The sequence below is a fragment of the Pseudomonadota bacterium genome, from assembly GCA_018817425.1.
Taxonomy (GTDB): Bacteria; Desulfobacterota; Desulfobacteria; order Desulfobacterales; family RPRI01; genus RPRI01.
Genome location: JAHITX010000094.1, coordinates 25308 through 41304 on the forward strand (window position 1 = coordinate 25308; position 15997 = coordinate 41304).

Here is a 15997-nt window from a genome sequence, read left to right on the forward strand (position 1 = left end):
TAATCAGCTTTTCAAAGCTCTCTTGAAGAAAGAGGCAGGTTGCATACCTTAAGCAAAACAAAAATCGTCTATCTTTCCATATTGGATTTATACATATATTCTATGAGCCCATCAAGCTATGATGATGCAATATTTATTAATTTACAGGCAAATGTGCTTATTGGATAAACTTAGTTCTTGATTTAAAGCATAATCTTGCTGTATCAACAAGTTAAGATATTTGGATTAAAAAGCACCAGTTTTTATGGTTGACAATTGGGCAAACCGGATATCTGATAAAGCACAAACTGAATACAGACAAGCTTTTAGCCTTTGTATTTGATTTAATATATCGTATTATTGGAGGTTTAAATGCAACTATCTATAAAAATAGCAGAGAAAAAAAAGCCGATTCCCGACAGCTCTGCTCTTAGTTTTGGAACAATATTTACCGATCATATGTTTAACATGGATTATAGTCCTGAAAAAGGATGGCATAACCCAAGGATAGAACCTTATGCGCCGATTAATATGGACCCATCAACAATGGTGCTTCATTACGGCCAATCCATATTTGAGGGCTTAAAAGCTTATCGTACCGATAGCGGTTCAATTTTGCTTTTCAGGCCAAAAGATAATTTTAAACGCTTCAATAAATCATGCAGGCTTCTTTGCATACCTGAAGTTGATGAAGAATTTCTTCTGGATTCACTTAAGCAATTATTAAACATTGAAAAGCATTGGGTTCCGGATGCTCCCGGCACTTCTTTGTATATAAGACCTACAATTATTGCTATGGATCCTTTTCTGGGAGTGCGGGCATCTTATACCTATCGTTTATTTATTATTCTTTCACCTGTAGGTGCTTACTATTCGGCAGGTTTTAACCCTGTTAAAATCCTTGTCAGCAAAGATCATGTCAGAGCTGTTCGCGGTGGTCTGGGCGAAGCAAAAGCTTCCGCAAACTATGCAGCAAGTCTTTATGCAGGCGAAGCAGCCCATAAAGAAGGCTATACCCAGGTTTTATGGCTGGACGGCATTAAGCAGAAATATATTGAAGAAGTTGGTTCTATGAATATCTTTTTTGTGATTGATGATGAAATAATAACACCTGCTTTAAACGGCAGCATTCTTTCAGGAATCACCAGGGATTCGGTTATTGCTCTTGCCAAATCCTGGGGAATTAAAACGGTTGAGCGCCAGATAAGTATTGATGAGGTCATGGAAGCTCATACCGCGGGAAAACTTAAAGAAGTGTTCGGTTCCGGAACCGCAGCAGTAATTTCTCCTGTCGGAGAGCTAAAATATGGAGATAAAATTATCACGGTTTCGGATGGGAAAGTCGGCCCTATAGCCAATAAGCTGTTTAAAGCTTTAACAGGTATTCAGTATGGAAAAGAAAAAGATACTATGGGGTGGATTGATCAAGCAATTGCCTCTTAAAGTTCATGACAAGTATAACTTGTAGAAACTTATGGAGAAGATAGGTGAAAATTCCTGACACACAAAACCATATCGCATCTTTTATCGAAAAATTAGAAAACGAAAAACTACCCCGGATGGTTGTTGATAGCTTTTTGTATTATTACCATAAAGTTATAAATGGTGAAACAGGTATAATATATGACAAAGATATTGAATGTATGAGGGAAAATGAAATCGTTTATTCAAATGATTTATCCGGATATTCGGTTTCGGGGAAAAAAGCGATAAACAATACTGTCAGGATAGTGTTAAACGGTGGCCTGGGAACAAGTATGGGCTTAAGCAAAGCCAAATCACTTATTAAAGTAAGAGAAGGAAAAACATTCCTTGACATAATAGTACAGCAAGCTGAAAAAAGTAATATAAAACTTGCTTTTATGAACAGTTTCGGAACCGATAAAGATACATCTGATGCTTTACAGAAAATGGATTTACCTGTCTTGCCCATTATGTTTCTTCAGCATAAGTACCCAAAAATACTTCGCAATAGCTTTGGCCCTGCGGTTTGGCCGGAAAACGCCAAAATGGAATGGAACCCGCCCGGCCATGGAGATATTTATGCCGCTCTTTATACTTCAGGAGTGCTTGAACAACTAATCATGCAAGGAGTAAAATACGCTTTTATCTCAAATTCCGATAACCTGGGAGCTACAGTTGATGAAGCTATTTTGGGCTATTTTGCTCAAAACAATTTCCCTTTTTTGATGGAAGTATCAGACAGAACCCAATCTGATTTAAAAGGCGGGCACATCGCAAGACACAAAAACGGTCATCTTATTTTGCGCGAGGCGGCACAATGTATTGATAGTGAGTTGGATGCTTTTAGAGACATAAGTTGTTACAGTTTTTTTAATACAAACAATATCTGGATAAACATAGTATATTTGAAAGAACTTATTAGAGAAAAAGGATTTGTTTATCTTCCGTTAATCTTGAACCCGAAAACTTTGGATCCAAGAAACGAGACCAGTCCTGAAGTATATCAGATAGAAACCGCTATGGGTTCTGCAATTTCTCTTTTTGACGGAGCAAATGCAGTAAGGGTTCCGAGGACAAGATTTTTTCCTGTTAAAAAATGCAGTGACCTGCTTGCGGTACGATCTGATTGCTATATGATCAGAGATGAAAAACTAGTTTATAACCCTGAAAGAAAACTTCCTGAAATTCGAATAAACCTTGATTCCAGGTATTATGGCAAAATAGATCAATTTGATGACAGATTTAAAGAAGGAGTACCCTCCTTAGTAGAATGTGAATCTTTGTCAATACTTGGGGATGTTTTTTTTGAAAAAGATGTAAAAATTACTGGTAATATATCAATAAACAATACAAGTAATACACCTGTACTAGTGGAAAGGAATTCGGTTATTGATAACAATATAACATTTTGATTTATTTTGTTTTGACAGTATATTCCACGGTAACCATATCATTTGAGCCTGGCGCAATTTTTAGAGAGGGTGGACTAAGAGCAAGTTTAACGGTAGTTGCTCCTGATTCATTAATATTGTTAAGATAAACCTTATACGTATTTGCAGTTTTAATCCCATCCAGAGTACGCCTTACACCCACCACCTTGACTTTATCCGGAATAATTTTGACATTATCAAGCATTAAGTTACTCGGAAGTTTTCCTGCCCAAACAACCTTTACCGGTAATTCTTTTATTGCAGAAGCTCCAAGTGTAACTTTAATGGCTGATGGATTAATTTTTTTCAGTACTATTCCAGGCGGAAGAGTTACGTTTTTATCTGTTAGCAGGTAAGAGCTTTTTCCGGCAGCTGCTTTTGCCAGATCTATTCTGACTTTTAATTGTTCAGGCCGGATTGATTTAATCAGAGAATCCGAACCCCCCATGTTGAGAATAACAGAATTTGCCGACGTATCCATAATTTCCAATTCTGAATCGCGATTCATATATTCAACAGGCACTTCAATATTAATAAGGGCTTCCAAACCTCTTGAGAAACTAAACCATACTCCCACAATAAAAAGAAATGAAACAAGAGCTGCAAAGAATATTTCAAGTTTTTCCTTGCGCTTATCATTATCAGGTTTTGGAGCGTCGCCCATATGCTCCATAAGCATACGCTCAAGATCCTTTTTTCGATTAACGCGATGTATTCCGGAATCTTTAGCTACGGAAACCGTGCCCCTTTCTTCGGAAACGGCTATAACCATTGCGTCGGTAGCTTCAGCCAGTCCAAGTGCTGCTCTGTGCCTTGTTCCATAATGTGAAGGAAGATTATTTTTGTGTGAAAGAGGGAGAATGCAGGATACCTCTGCAACTCTATCTTTTCTGAGTATTGCAGCACCATCATGCACAGGGTTGTTGGGCCAGAAAATGCTCATTATCATTTCTTTGGAAATAACCCCGCGCCATGATAAACCGCCTTTTACATATTCTTCCAGATCGTCTTTTGCAGGAAATACCAGCAGTGCTCCTATACGTTTATTAGCCAGTTCAAAAGCGCTTTCTGAAATTATTTCGACAGGTGTTATAGATGTTTTTTGTGGAAAACCCCATAAAAATGACTTTAAATTTTTTGCCTGCAATACAGTTCTGATTTCATTTCTAAAAACAACTATAATTATAAGCGCTGCAACAGCGGTAATGCCCTGAAGAGCCCAACTAGTTATTATAAGTTCTAAAGAAAAAGCTATCCTCTGGAAAAACCAGAGAAAGGCTATTACTATAAGAACCCGAAAAACGTTTGTTCCTCGAAAAAGGATATAGAATCTGAACAGGATGTAGCTGTTTAATATAATATCAACTACATCCTGCCACCCGATTGTTGAAAAAAATGAAAAATAATTATACATAGTTATTATTCAGGTTATTGGGTTCAAGGTTCAAAGTTCAAGGTTCAAGGTTCAAAGTTCAAAGTTCACGGTTCAAGGTTCAAGGTTCAAAGTTCAAAGTTCACGGTTCACGGTTCAAAGTTCACGGTTCAAGGTTCACGGTTCACGGTTGATTGCGTTGAACCCTTCATATATAAATACCGGAGTCATATGGGTAAACGTTTTGAGTAAATTCACAAGCCGGTTGCCAGGCCTCAATGCCTTTGAAATGTTCAATTCTCATCGCTCTCTAACAGGGCAAGTAATCAAAATTAAATTATAGCAGTTAGTTAGATTTATCAACAAGAAATTATAAAATTGCAGTAATTTTATAATTCTATATGGGAATCGTATCCTTGGACTCCGGAACCGGTTTCTTATTGACATAATATACTAATATCCATATATATTTCATATGGATATTAATGAACTTAAGCAGGTAAACGACCTTTGGATAAATATATATCCATACCTTGTTTCACAACTAATGGAAAGCTATCTGAAAAACAGTGGAGAAGTTTTGGAACTCGGCCCTTTTTCAGGTGGTATTTCGGTTGAGCTATTAAAATTATACCCTGAATTTAATATAACAATTGCAGATAATTCAAAGGAAGTGCTGAAATATTTAAAACAGGAGATTTCAATTTCCGGCTGCTGCCATAAAATAAACTTTAAGCAAACGGAGTTCAATCACCTTGACTTTGATGATGCTCAATTTGATTTGGTAATATTAAGAGGAGCCTTTTTTTTCTTAAATGAAAAGAATAACTTTCTTGGTGAAATATTTCGCATTTTAAAACCCGGAGGCATGGCCTTTGTGGGCGGTGGATTCGGAAAAGACACTCCGCAAAAGATAATAGACGAAATTGCTGATGAATCCCGCAGATTAAATGATAATTTGGGAAGACGAAGGATCAGCATAAAAGAACTGGAAAAGATTGTAAAAGATTCGGAATTAACAAGCAAATGCAAAATTGCAGAACAAGGAGGTATATGGTTAATTATCAAAAAATAATACTCCTTTTTTTATCTCACCGGCATATTTTGAAAATCTTTTGCTTGAACAGTCAGATTCTTTCTAGTATCAGTTCCGTAAATTCTTTTATCAATCAACAGGGAAGGAAAAATAAAAATGGCAAATGTAATCCCTTTCAGTGGGATTCTTTACAACCCGGAAAAGATCGGCGATTTGGCAGATGTTACAACACCTCCGTATGATGTTATTTCTAAAGAAGAACAGATAAATTTTCATAACAAACATCCTCAAAACATAATCCGCCTTATTCTGGGCACTGAAACAAAGGAAGATAATGAAGAAAATAGCCGCTATACAAGGGCAGCGGCTTTTTTTAACAATTGGCTTTTAGAAGAAACTCTTATTACAGATAAAAGTCCTGCTTATTATCTTACTGCTGTTGATTTTATGGTTGAAGGCAAAATGTTCAGGCGTTTTGGTCTTACAGCCTTAGTTGGTCTTGAGCCTTTCGAAAAGGGAATTATCCTTCCTCACGAGAAAACTTATTCAAAGACCAAGTCGGAACGACTAAAACTTATGAAAGCCTGTCATGCCAATTTCAGCCCGATTTTTTCCCTGTATTCAGGTAAAATTGACGCCCTTAATATTATAGAAAAGAAAGCTTCCGAAAGCTCTGCAGATTTTGATTTCACAGATGGCAAAGGTCACCGTCAAAGACTTTGGAAAATAACCGATGCTAATATACAGGAAAGTATTACATCAGCCTTTAATGATAAAATTCTTTATATTGCCGATGGACACCACCGGTATGAAACTGCTTTAAACTACAAGGAGTGGGTATCAAAAAACAATCCTGAGTTTTCACCAACACATCCTGCCAATTTTATAATGATGTTTATCTGTAGTATGGAAGATCCCGGAATGATTATACTGCCGGCTCACCGTTTGTTAAGCGGCGTAGATGCTAAAACCCTTTCCGGCTTTGTGCAAAAGGCCTCGGAGTATTTTGATATTACAACAATTGCAACCGATACTAATGATATTGAAAAAGCAAAAGATCAATTTATCTCATCACTAAGATCGGAAGAGCCAAAAAATAAAATCGGAGTACTTCTGAAAAGCAGTAATGATTTTTACATTCTCTCTACTAAAACGGGAATTATGAAGAAATTGTTTGGAGATGAATTATCCGAATCTCTTATGGATCTTGATGTAACAGTACTTACAAGGCTTATTCTTACCGAAGTCCTTGGATTTGATCAAACAGGTTTAGATAATGAAAATCTTATTTCTTATTCAAGCTCCGATAAAGAAGCAATGGAAAAAACAATTTCCGGCAAATACGATATTGCTTTTATATTAAATCCCACAAAGATAGAACAGGTACAAAGAATTGCCGGGGAAGGCCTGATTATGCCGAGAAAATCAACATATTTCTATCCAAAGGTTATAACAGGCCAGGTTTTGAATAAACTTTTTTGACTTTGGCTCTAAATACTTCTTGCTTATTACCGGAGAATAATTCTTCTGCTCTCATTTGGCCGGGGTTTGTCCGCATTTACCCTATTATATGAGAACTGAGAATAATGAATAAAATATATTATAACAAGGAGCTACGCATGGAATATATTAATACCGTAAATATAATTACAGCAATAGTAGTATTCCTGATGATCTATAATTTAACAAAAGTATTCACTGCAAGTATTGGTGAGAATCGTGTGTTCTATGTCATAGCGTTCATAGTTCTTGGTGCAGGTTTATATTTTTGGAAAAGTGGCGCTGCGTCTGAAATAATTGCAAATATATCCGGAGTAATGAAATAAGAAGAAAAGCCTTTAATAAAAGTCCTTTACCTTTTCTGCGAGCAGCATGATATCAACAGGAGTTTCGGTATCTATAGTAATTGCCCGATCTTTTTCTCTTTTGTCAAGCGGCTGCCATTTTGCAATCTGTTGTTCCAATACTGAAAGGTCGGCATCAGATACATTTTTTTCACGCTTTATTATTCGCTGACGTAAAGTATCATGTGTGGCTAAGAATTCGAGAATGATAAACGGTACTTTCTTTGCTTCCGCCAATTCTCTAAATTTCCCACGTTCTTCAAATTTAAGAAATGCCGCATCAACAATCACCGGATAACCGGTATCCAATATCTTTTCTGCAAGCCCGGCAAGTTTATCATAAGTCTTTTTTGTCGCCTCAGGACTATATATATTTTGACAGTAAGTTGTCTCAATGCTTTCTTTCCGGCTTATCCCAAAGATTCTTTTGCGTTCAACATCTGAACGTATGCGGATTGCATCCATTTGCTCAAGTAGTTGCATAGTTATCGTGCTTTTACCCGATGCTGACAGTCCGCGGGTGATTATAAGTTTAGGAGCAGATATTTTAGAAGAACTCTTTGCAAGTTGGAGATAATTGAAGAACTCTTTTTCGGCTTCTGCTTTTTCTTCTTCGCTGATATCCTGTTGCCCGGCCCTTATTGCAGCTATTTTGGTACGCACAAGCGCTCTGTAAACCAGATAAAATGGCAAAACCCTAACACCTGCATAATCTCCGCTTTCTTCCAGGTAAACGTTCAAAAAGCGTCTTGATAGTTGAGGATGCATACGTGCCTCAAAATCCATGACAAGAAATGCAATTTCACTTATCACATCAATCCACCTAAGGTCCGGATCAAATTCTATGCAATCAAATACTACAGGTGTATTATTTATCCAGGCGATGTTTCTTAAATGCATATCTCCGTGACATTCACGGATAAATCCTTCGGCTTTGCGCTTTATAAAAACAGGCTTAAGCTCATCAAAAAAGGATTTACACCAGGCTTCCAATTCATTGCTCAGGGGATGTTCAGCCTTTTTTCTATTTTTATTAATTTGAATAAAATTATTTTCAACAGGTTTTCTGATGTGTTCCGGGTCTCCGTAAGTACTGTCTTTTGAGGCAACCATTGTCTTTTTGTGAAAATCAGCAACCAAGCGGGCAATGGTATCAATATGAAAAGTTCCGATTTCACCGCTTGCCAGCATGCGATCAAGTTGCACTTCCTGCGGAAACTGAAGCATTCTTACAGCAAACTCAACAGGCTTTCCTGTTCCATTTAAAACAGGTTTTTCCGGTGTACCAGTAATAGTTACAAGCTCCAGATACATTTGCGGTGCAAGTCTTTGGTTTAGGCGAAGTTCTTCTTTACAAAGAAAATGCCTTTTTTCAAGGGTAGAAAAATCAAGAAAACCGAGGTTAACAGGCTTTTTGATTTTATAAGCAAAATCTCCTGTGAGGATAATCCATGAGGCATGCGTTTCGATCAGATGGCAATCATTTACCGCATGATCGTATATAACCGGATTCATCAAAGCCAAAATTAAACCGGAGGATGGTTTTTTGCTGTATAGTAATTCAATTGATTCCAACAGATAACCTTAGTAACACTGTTTGTATTCCCCTCACTCTGACTATTTTCGCAAGAAGAAAGGAAAGTCTTTAAATTCCCCCTTAACAAAGGGGTGTAGGGGGTTGTTTAGTAGCAGAGTTTTATTGGTAGTACTTTCAATTTTATACAACCCCCTTTGTCCCCCTTTTATAAGGGGGAATTTGAGAGTAGTGTGCAGCAATAACATCGATTACATTTTAGACCGGGTACATGGTTTACGCTTTTTGGTTTCAGGTAAATTCCAAATGTGGTTATACTACATAACGGTTTAGGAGCTTTTTACAAAATCTTTAAATAATGTCGGGCCAAAAAGGCTTAATAGCAATTTTGACCTGTTTGATCCTTGAGGATATTGCATTGCTATCGATTTTTTCATCAAGTAAAGCCCTTCCTTTAAAAAGACTGTTTTCGCCCAGAAGCTCTATCAATACAGCCTTTACCGAGTCACGAAGGCCATTAAGATTGTAACCGCCTTCCAGTATGAAAAGCGCTTTTCCTTCACAGACTTTTTCGGCAAGCTCTAATATAATTTTTGCAAGGTGGGCAAAACCTTGGGGGGTAACTCTCATTCCTCCAAGCGGGTCATCAAAGTAAGTGTCAAATCCCGCAGAAACCAGTATTAACTGAGGCTTGTATTCCAGGGTGATCGGCTTTAAAATATCTAAAAAAATTTCGGCATATTCATCATCACCGGCACCCGGCGAAAGGGGTACATTTATATTAAACCCTTCTCCTTTACCATCTCCCAACTCATTCAAATCGCCTGTTCCAGGATAGTAGGGGTATTGGTGAGTGGAAAAATAGAGTACCTTTGGGTCATCATAAAAAGATCGCTGAGTGCCATTGCCGTGATGAATATCCCAGTCTATTATAAGAATACGCTCCAGATTATATTTTTCGATAGCGTATTTTGCTCCTATGGCAACATTATTGAAAAGACAAAAACCCATAGCCCGATCATACTCTGCATGGTGACCCGGAGGTCTTACAAAAGCAAATCCGTTATCGATCTTATTTTGCATCAATTTATCTATCAGCTCCAGAAAACCGCCGGCAGCACGGGAAGCCGCCTCCCATGATCTTGGAGAAGTATAAGTATCCGGATCAAGCATTACTCTTGACCTTGTTTTAGTAGAAGCCACTCTTGAAATGTATTCGGGCGTGTGTATATATCCCAGCTCTTCTCTTGTGGCATCGCGCGGCTTTATATCGACAAACTTTCCCGCCATATCTTTTTCTTCAAGCATTTCATAAATTGCTTCAAGCCGGTGATGACTTTCGGGATGATAATCATCTGCGATATGTTCAAGATAAAGAGAATCTTTGATTATTCCTGTTTTAAGCATGGGCAATGTCCTTAAGAAATAATAGTCAATTAGCTATTACACCGAGGTTTCATGTCATGTCTTCCGGGATATCCGCATTTGTGTATACTTTTTGGACATCGTCAGAGTCTTCCAAAGTTTCCATAAGTCTTATCATTTTTTCCGCATCTTTACCTTCAAGATTTGTTGTGGTTTTGGGAAGCATGGTTATTTCCGACTCCTCACAAATGATAGAAGCATTATCTAAAGCGGTTTTTACCGTTTCAAAATCATCCGGAGCTGTGATAATTTCGAATACTTCAACATCTTCTCTTATATCTTCCGCACCTGCTTCAAGTGCGATTTCCATAATAGTTTCTTCGCTCACATTTTCTTTTGATACAGTAATATACCCCTTTTTTTCAAACATCCAGCCCACGCAACCGTTCTCACCGAGATTTCCACCGCTTTTGCTGAAAATATGGCGTATATCTGCAACCGTCCTGTTTTTATTGTCCGTCAAAGACTCAACCAAAACCGCTGCTCCGGATGGGCCATATCCTTCGTAAGTGATTTCTTCATAACTTACGCCTTCAAGTTCGCCCGTTCCTTTTTTAATGGCTCTTTCGATGTTTTCCTTGGGCATGTTTTCTGCCTTTGCAGCAAGCATTGCCGTTCTTAGTCTTGGGTTTGAATTAGGATCGCCTCCTCCCCCCATTCGTGCTGCAACCGTAATTTCTTTTATTATCTTAGTAAATGCTTTCCCACGCTTTGCGTCTGCCGCGCCTTTTTTGTGCTTTATGGAAGACCACTTGCTGTGACCTGACATACCAACCTCCTATTTTTTACCCAAACCAATTATATAAATTTCTTTGCTGGATTTACGACTGCTCTGCGGTTTAAAAATTTTATAAGACTTAAATACAGCTTTTACCATTTCCAAAAAATTATTAAAATCTTCGCCCTGAAATATTTTACATAAAAATGCACCATTATACAAAAGAACTTTTGTTGCTATTTCTAATGCCGCTACACATAAATCATAAGACCTTACAGCATCCACATTTTTGTTTCCAGTAGTAGCAGGTGCCATATCGCTTATTACAACATCAAAATCTTTTCCTATTGCTAAAAGAGTTTTGTCATCTATATCAAGGATATCTGCCTGATAAGCTATGACATTAGATAAATTATTTGTTTCAAGCTTTTTTAAGTCGACTCCTACTATAATTCCCTTTTCGCCTACAAGAGAAGAAGCATAAACAGTCCAGGAACCGGGATAACAGCCCAGATCAAGAACCCTGCCCCCTTTTTTTATTAGCTTATATCTGCTTTGAATTTCCTGTAGTTTATAAACCGATCTTGCAGGATAATTTTCCTTTTTAGCCAGGCGGGAATAATGATCTTCCCATTTATTTGCCTTAGGGGATAAACGCTTCATATACTCTTAAGTACTTTCCAAGTCAAGAACAGACGAATATTTGCATAGAGGACCTGTAGAGACGTAAAATCTTGCGTCTCCAAAATCTTGCGTCTCCAAATTTTTGCGTCTCTACAGGCCTTGTCGCATTCAAAATATTGCGTTTCTACCGTTTCTGTTGCGTTCAAAACAAAACCTCCATAGCTTCTGTGATGTTATTAATGCCGGAAAGTTCTATTGTGCCGGTTCCGGTTATACGCTTTAGGTTGCTATATGGTAAAATACATCTTTTAAAACCCATTTTCTGAATTTCTGCAACTCTTGTTTCGGCATGACCTATTGCTCTTACCTCACCGGTCAAACCTACCTCACCCAAAACTACCGTCCCGTCCGATACAGGGCGATCCAGAAAGCTTGAGGCAATGGCTGCAATAATTCCCATATCAACGGCAGGTTCATCTACCTTAACTCCTCCTGCTACATTCATGAAAATATCATAGCCCATAAGGTGCATCCCCAGTTTTTTTTCCATAACAGCGGCAAGTAATGCCACTCTGTTATTATCAAGACCCAGAATTGTCCTTCTGGGAGTGCCAAAATTTGTGCTGCTCGCAAGGGCCTGAAGCTCGATGAGAATTGGCCTTGTACCTTCCATGCTGGCAGTAACAACAGACCCTGGAGAACTTAGGGGCTTTTCGGATAGAAAAGCGGCAGAAGGATTTAAAACTTCATCAAGCCCGTTTCCCTTCATCTCAAACACACCTATTTCATTTGTTGAACCGAATCTGTTTTTTACTGATCTTAAAATTCTGAAAATATGATTCCGGTCACCCTCAAAATATAAAACCGTATCTACCATATGCTCGAGAAGTTTAGGCCCTGCTATGGCACCATCTTTTGTAACATGCCCGACAAGAAATGTGGGCAGGTTTGTTTTTTTGGCCAAAAGCATGAGTTTCATTGCAGATTCTCTTACCTGGCTTACACTTCCGGGAGCAGAAGAAAGATCGGGGCAAAACATCGTCTGTATCGAATCTATAACAAGAACATCGGGCTTTGTGGAACCAACCATAGATAAAATTGCTTCAATATCAATCTCCGATGCAACCAGAAGTCCGGGTGCTTTGGCAGAAAGCCTCTTGCTCCTTAAACTTATTTGCCTTATCGATTCTTCACCCGAAACATATAAGACTTTAAGACCTTTTTCGGCTAGGCTGCAAAAAGCCTGCAGCATCAATGTTGATTTGCCTATTCCCGGATCTCCGCCGATAAGAATCATTGTTCCTGGAACAATGCCGCCTCCAAGGACCCGGTCAAACTCGCTTATTCCGGTTAGAATGCGTTCTTCGCCCTCAAATTCTATATCATCAATAGAAACCGGCTCTCTCATAACCGACAGCAGTCCGTCTATTGGAACTCCGGCAGGTCTTGCATTTTGATATTCTTCAACAAAGCTTTGCCACTGGCCGCAGTCCGGGCATTTACCCAGCCATTTGGGGGCCTGATATCCACAGGACTGGCATGTATAAACTGTTTTTGTGTTTTTTTTCAACTTGCGCATTATCCATAGATGTTTTAGGTTATTATATTGTTGATGGAAAATAATTTCTATCGAGCAACTTTCAAAACAATATAACATAACAACTGCCTATTGCACTAAAAAATATGGCAATTTCTGATGAATCAAGAAAATTCAAATATATCCTGCAAAATTGATTATCATATTCATACCATGCTTTGCAATCATGCCAAATATGGTATGGAGGCTTATATTAAAAAGGCTGTTTTGTCAGGTTTTGATGAAATATGTTTTCTTGATCATCTAACTATAAGCGAGCCTGGAAACAGACAATCCATGGCACCTTCTGAGGTACCGTTTTATTTTCAATCTGTCCAAAATCTAAAAATCCGTTACAGAGAAGTCATAAGCATAAAAGCCGGACTTGAGACTGATTATCATCCTGATCATATTGATCTTATTAATAAAATTATAGAGACTTTTTCTTTTGATGTTATAGGAAGTTCTCTTCATTTCCCGAAAGGGGTGGATGTGGTAAGCTACGAATCGGACTGGAGCAAAGGAGGACTCGAAACCAATGAAATTTACCGGCTTTATTTTGAATATCTTGATAAAATGTTAGATAATAATTATTTTGATTTTATATGCCATATCGATCTTATGAAAAAATTCGGCAGGGATCTTCCTGATTGCTTTGAAAAAGAGCTTGATGAAATAATTAAAAAAATAGCAAAAAATAATATTGCTGTTGAGGTTAACACAAGCGGGTACGACCACACTGCGCAAAATGCTTACCCTTCTATTGATATTTTAAAAAAATGCTGCAAATATGGCGTTGGAATAACAATAGGTTCGGATGCGCATGAACCTGATAATATTGGCCGTCATTATGAAAAAGTTTTACCTTTGATTCGTTCAGCAGGATATAAACAAGTTTGTGTATTTACTGAAAGAAAACGTTCTTTTATTGAAATTTCAGCCAAATGAACTGGGATACTTCATAATGGGCATTGTTTCCTTATATATTAAAAGGTTTATTTTTGTTTTGTGCTTGTTATTCATTATAACCTTATCCGCACAAAACGAAGAAACGGCAACCAAAGATTTCAACTACAATTTTAAGTTGCTTCAGGATAAACTTGTTTCAGATGGATTCGACAGGAAAAAGCTTGCACGGATTTACAATGATGGCCGTGTAAATTTTGATACAAAGGGAGTATCACTTTTTTTTGTTCACAAGGAATCCAATGTAAATTATAATCAGTACCCCAAAGCTCTATCAATAGCCGGAGCAAAACTGTATATGAAAATATATGAATCGGAGCTTTTTAAAGCTAAAGAAAAATATGGGGTTGAAGAGGAACTTATTACCGCAATAATTCTTGTAGAATCAAAGCTGGGAAAATCTATTGGAAAGCGGCCGGTATTAAATACACTTTCGACAATGGCCTCTCTTTTCGATGTAAATATAAGAAAAAGGTTTTGGGAATATATCTCCGGCTCAACAATTCTTACTTTTGAAAAATTTGAAAATAAAGCAATGAGAAAATCGAATTGGGCATACAATGAACTTAAGTCTTTTCTTATTTATGCGGAAAAAGAGAAAATCAATCCTCTTACAATAAATGGCTCTTATGCAGGAGCCGTTGGGATTCCGCAATTTGTTCCAAGCAACATTATCAGATACGCAACAGATGGAAATATGGATGGAAGTGTGGATCTTACCAATCACGCCGATGCAATAGCCAGTGTCGCAAACTTTCTTAGTAAGAGCGGATGGCGGCAGGGAATAGAAGATAAAAAAGCCCGATGGGTAATTCGTCAGTATAACCCTAGCAGCTATTATATAAATACAATACTTAATCTAACAGCAAAGCTGAAAGGATAACTTAAAATGGCGAAAATAATTATTGGTACCGGGCTTGTTTTTCTTCTTCTGACCTGGTGGGCTGTAATAGATATTTCAAAAAAGAATTTTGGCAGTACCGCCACAAAGGCTATCTGGGGTGTCACAGCTCTCGTACCTTTTTTGGGGCCGCTTATATATTTTGCCATTGGATACAGAAAGGGGAAAAAAATTCCGTTAGAAACTCCGGAAAATTCCGTTTCAAATGAAACCGGTAACTGATAATTTCAAAATAACATTTGACAAGCTAATACCTTTTCTATAATTATCCCAATATTCTAAAATAATGGTCCTATCGTCTAGTGGTTAGGACGCTGGCCTCTCACGCCGGTAACGCGGGTTCGAACCCCGCTGGGACCACCACTTATAAATATTCCAATTCAAATGAGCCACTTTCAAAATGTTTCAGTTTGGTCAAGCTCAAGGCGGGAGAAAATTTCAACCACAGGAATACATTGAGTATTTCGAGGATTGAAATTTAAACCCAACGCAGAGATCGGCCAAAATGGGGCGTTTTGAAACTGGCTCAAATACAATTCCTTAAAGCGCTATAGCAACTTATACAAAGGCGGGGCATTATTTGCTTCGCCTTTTTTCATTAATAAATCAGATAGTATTTATTTTAACTTTTCAAGTTCATCAATTTGCTTTTGCATTAAATTTATCTGTGCATTTTTAAACCCCGGGGTCCATTGTTTATTATCGAAAGGCCTTTTTTTTATATTATCAATTTTATCCCTGAGTATTTTTTGTTTTGCCTCAATTTTTGCTAATCTTTCAGCTTCGGTTTTTTCTTTTTCCTCTTTCGCCTTAGCTATTTCAAGCACCCTTTCTTCCTGCTCATATTGCGACATTTCCTGTTTGGCGTTTTCAACCATTTGATTATATCCGGGACGAAGGGTTTCTTCAGATTCATTATTTATTGCTGTATCAGGCAATGATTTATCTTTGGCAACTTTAATCGTATCGTATTGTTCCACTTCATCCTCCGGGGGTTGATCACTGAAATGCAAGACCCCGTCGTCACCTGTCCATTTATATATTTTTTCATCTGCAAAACCGGGACACGTACAAAAAATTATAATAAAAACCAAAATAATTGTTTTTTTCATATTGTCCTCCATACTT

General features: G+C 37.7%; 15 protein-coding genes and 1 tRNA gene. 9 read left to right on the top strand and 7 right to left on the bottom strand.

Annotated features, from left to right (window positions below):
* The first annotated feature begins 351 nt into the window (after positions 1 to 351).
* Both KKC46_16275 and KKC46_16280 read left to right on the top strand, forming a co-directional pair.
* Positions 352 to 1422 carry a branched-chain amino acid aminotransferase gene (locus KKC46_16275; protein MBU1055356.1) on the top strand — a complete coding sequence of 357 codons (1071 nt, stop codon included), beginning with the start codon at positions 352 to 354 and terminating at the stop codon, positions 1420 to 1422.
* A 44-nt stretch (positions 1423 to 1466) separates the two neighbouring features.
* On the top strand, positions 1467 to 2855 hold the full coding sequence (locus KKC46_16280; protein MBU1055357.1) for a UTP--glucose-1-phosphate uridylyltransferase: 1389 nt from the start codon (positions 1467 to 1469) through the stop codon (positions 2853 to 2855).
* 1 nt (position 2856) lies between these two features.
* Here KKC46_16280 and KKC46_16285 read toward each other — a convergent pair whose 3' ends face one another.
* Positions 2857 to 4287, bottom strand: coding sequence for a diadenylate cyclase (locus KKC46_16285; GenBank protein ID MBU1055358.1), 1431 nt, complete (start codon positions 4285 to 4287; stop codon positions 2857 to 2859).
* Positions 4288 to 4720: 433 nt separating this feature from the next.
* Here KKC46_16285 and KKC46_16290 point away from each other — a divergent pair, with 433 nt between their 5' ends.
* From KKC46_16290 to KKC46_16300, 3 genes are all read left to right on the top strand, one after another.
* On the top strand, positions 4721 to 5320 hold the full coding sequence (locus KKC46_16290; protein ID MBU1055359.1) for a class I SAM-dependent methyltransferase: 600 nt from the start codon (positions 4721 to 4723) through the stop codon (positions 5318 to 5320).
* Positions 5321 to 5437: 117 nt separating this feature from the next.
* A complete protein-coding gene (locus tag KKC46_16295) occupies positions 5438 to 6763 on the top strand; it encodes a DUF1015 domain-containing protein (protein ID MBU1055360.1) in 1326 nt (441 codons plus the stop codon).
* Positions 6764 to 6900: 137 nt separating this feature from the next.
* The gene (locus tag KKC46_16300; GenBank protein MBU1055361.1) at positions 6901 to 7107 is read left to right on the top strand and encodes a hypothetical protein; all 207 of its coding nucleotides are present in this window, start codon (positions 6901 to 6903) and stop codon (positions 7105 to 7107) included.
* 12 nt (positions 7108 to 7119) lie between these two features.
* Here KKC46_16300 and KKC46_16305 read toward each other — a convergent pair whose 3' ends face one another.
* From KKC46_16305 to radA, 5 genes are all read right to left on the bottom strand, one after another.
* Positions 7120 to 8700, bottom strand: a complete 1581-nt coding sequence (locus KKC46_16305; protein MBU1055362.1) for an AAA family ATPase — start codon at positions 8698 to 8700, stop codon at positions 7120 to 7122.
* Positions 8701 to 9010: 310 nt separating this feature from the next.
* Entirely contained in the window at positions 9011 to 10066 is a 1056-nt protein-coding gene (locus KKC46_16310) for a histone deacetylase (protein ID MBU1055363.1), read from the bottom strand.
* 49 nt (positions 10067 to 10115) lie between these two features.
* Positions 10116 to 10853: a YebC/PmpR family DNA-binding transcriptional regulator gene (locus KKC46_16315; protein ID MBU1055364.1), complete on the bottom strand. Its 738-nt coding sequence runs from the start codon at positions 10851 to 10853 to the stop codon at positions 10116 to 10118.
* Positions 10854 to 10862: 9 nt separating this feature from the next.
* Positions 10863 to 11465: an RlmE family RNA methyltransferase gene (locus KKC46_16320; GenBank protein MBU1055365.1), complete on the bottom strand. Its 603-nt coding sequence runs from the start codon at positions 11463 to 11465 to the stop codon at positions 10863 to 10865.
* Positions 11466 to 11628: 163 nt separating this feature from the next.
* Positions 11629 to 13005 carry a DNA repair protein RadA gene (gene radA / locus KKC46_16325; protein MBU1055366.1) on the bottom strand — a complete coding sequence of 459 codons (1377 nt, stop codon included), beginning with the start codon at positions 13003 to 13005 and terminating at the stop codon, positions 11629 to 11631.
* Positions 13006 to 13122: 117 nt separating this feature from the next.
* Between radA and KKC46_16330 the strand changes: the two genes are divergently transcribed.
* The 4 genes from KKC46_16330 (at position 13123) to KKC46_16345 (ending at position 15232) form a co-directional block, all read left to right on the top strand.
* Positions 13123 to 13950 (top strand): histidinol-phosphatase, encoded by an 828-nt coding sequence (locus KKC46_16330; protein ID MBU1055367.1) that lies wholly within the window; start codon positions 13123 to 13125, stop codon positions 13948 to 13950.
* A gap of 16 nt (positions 13951 to 13966) precedes the next feature.
* On the top strand, positions 13967 to 14851 hold the full coding sequence (locus tag KKC46_16335) for a lytic murein transglycosylase (protein ID MBU1055368.1): 885 nt from the start codon (positions 13967 to 13969) through the stop codon (positions 14849 to 14851).
* Positions 14852 to 14857: 6 nt separating this feature from the next.
* Positions 14858 to 15091, top strand: coding sequence for a PLD nuclease N-terminal domain-containing protein (locus KKC46_16340; protein MBU1055369.1), 234 nt, complete (start codon positions 14858 to 14860; stop codon positions 15089 to 15091).
* Positions 15092 to 15157: 66 nt separating this feature from the next.
* A tRNA-Glu gene (locus tag KKC46_16345) sits at positions 15158 to 15232 on the top strand.
* A 254-nt stretch (positions 15233 to 15486) separates the two neighbouring features.
* Here KKC46_16345 and KKC46_16350 read toward each other — a convergent pair.
* On the bottom strand, positions 15487 to 15981 hold the full coding sequence (locus KKC46_16350; GenBank protein ID MBU1055370.1) for a DUF4124 domain-containing protein: 495 nt from the start codon (positions 15979 to 15981) through the stop codon (positions 15487 to 15489).
* Between the last annotated feature and the right edge of the window lie 16 nt (positions 15982 to 15997).

Coding starts and splice junctions, on each gene's coding strand:
- KKC46_16275 (MBU1055356.1), top strand. CDS start 352: ATGCAACTATCTATAAAAATAGCAGAGAAAAAAAAGCCGATTCCCGAC.
- KKC46_16285 (MBU1055358.1), bottom strand. CDS start 4,287: ATGTATAATTATTTTTCATTTTTTTCAACAATCGGGTGGCAGGATGTA.
- KKC46_16290 (MBU1055359.1), top strand. CDS start 4,721: ATGGATATTAATGAACTTAAGCAGGTAAACGACCTTTGGATAAATATA.
- KKC46_16295 (MBU1055360.1), top strand. CDS start 5,438: ATGGCAAATGTAATCCCTTTCAGTGGGATTCTTTACAACCCGGAAAAG.
- KKC46_16300 (MBU1055361.1), top strand. CDS start 6,901: ATGGAATATATTAATACCGTAAATATAATTACAGCAATAGTAGTATTC.
- KKC46_16310 (MBU1055363.1), bottom strand. CDS start 10,066: ATGCTTAAAACAGGAATAATCAAAGATTCTCTTTATCTTGAACATATC.
- KKC46_16315 (MBU1055364.1), bottom strand. CDS start 10,853: ATGTCAGGTCACAGCAAGTGGTCTTCCATAAAGCACAAAAAAGGCGCG.
- KKC46_16320 (MBU1055365.1), bottom strand. CDS start 11,465: ATGAAGCGTTTATCCCCTAAGGCAAATAAATGGGAAGATCATTATTCC.
- radA (MBU1055366.1), bottom strand. CDS start 13,005: ATGCGCAAGTTGAAAAAAAACACAAAAACAGTTTATACATGCCAGTCC.
- KKC46_16330 (MBU1055367.1), top strand. CDS start 13,123: ATGAATCAAGAAAATTCAAATATATCCTGCAAAATTGATTATCATATT.
- KKC46_16335 (MBU1055368.1), top strand. CDS start 13,967: ATGGGCATTGTTTCCTTATATATTAAAAGGTTTATTTTTGTTTTGTGC.
- KKC46_16340 (MBU1055369.1), top strand. CDS start 14,858: ATGGCGAAAATAATTATTGGTACCGGGCTTGTTTTTCTTCTTCTGACC.
- KKC46_16350 (MBU1055370.1), bottom strand. CDS start 15,981: ATGAAAAAAACAATTATTTTGGTTTTTATTATAATTTTTTGTACGTGT.